A 204-nucleotide genomic window follows, 5' to 3' on the forward strand; every position below is an offset into this window, starting at 1 on the left:
CGTCGACCATGACCATGGCGCCGTACTTGTCGGCGAGATCGCAGACGCCTCCGAGATTGGCGATGATGCCATCCATCGAGAAGACGCCGTCGGTGGCGATCAGCTTGAAGCGGCAGCCCTCCGCCTTCTTCAATTCCTCCTCCAGCGCCGCCATGTCGTTGTTGGCATAACGGAAGCGCTTGGCCTTCGACAGCCGCACGCCGT

Annotated in this window: 1 protein-coding gene; it reads right to left on the reverse strand. The window is 62.3% G+C overall.

Annotation, left to right across the window (positions count from 1 at the left end):
- Window positions 1-204, reverse strand: a 204-nt coding sequence (locus tag L981_RS33135) for an aminotransferase class I/II-fold pyridoxal phosphate-dependent enzyme (RefSeq protein WP_043627369.1), incomplete at both ends; no start/stop codon positions are given.

The sequence above is a fragment of the Ensifer sp. ZNC0028 genome, assembly GCF_000799055.1.
In the GTDB taxonomy this organism is placed as follows: Bacteria; Pseudomonadota; Alphaproteobacteria; order Rhizobiales; family Rhizobiaceae; genus Ensifer.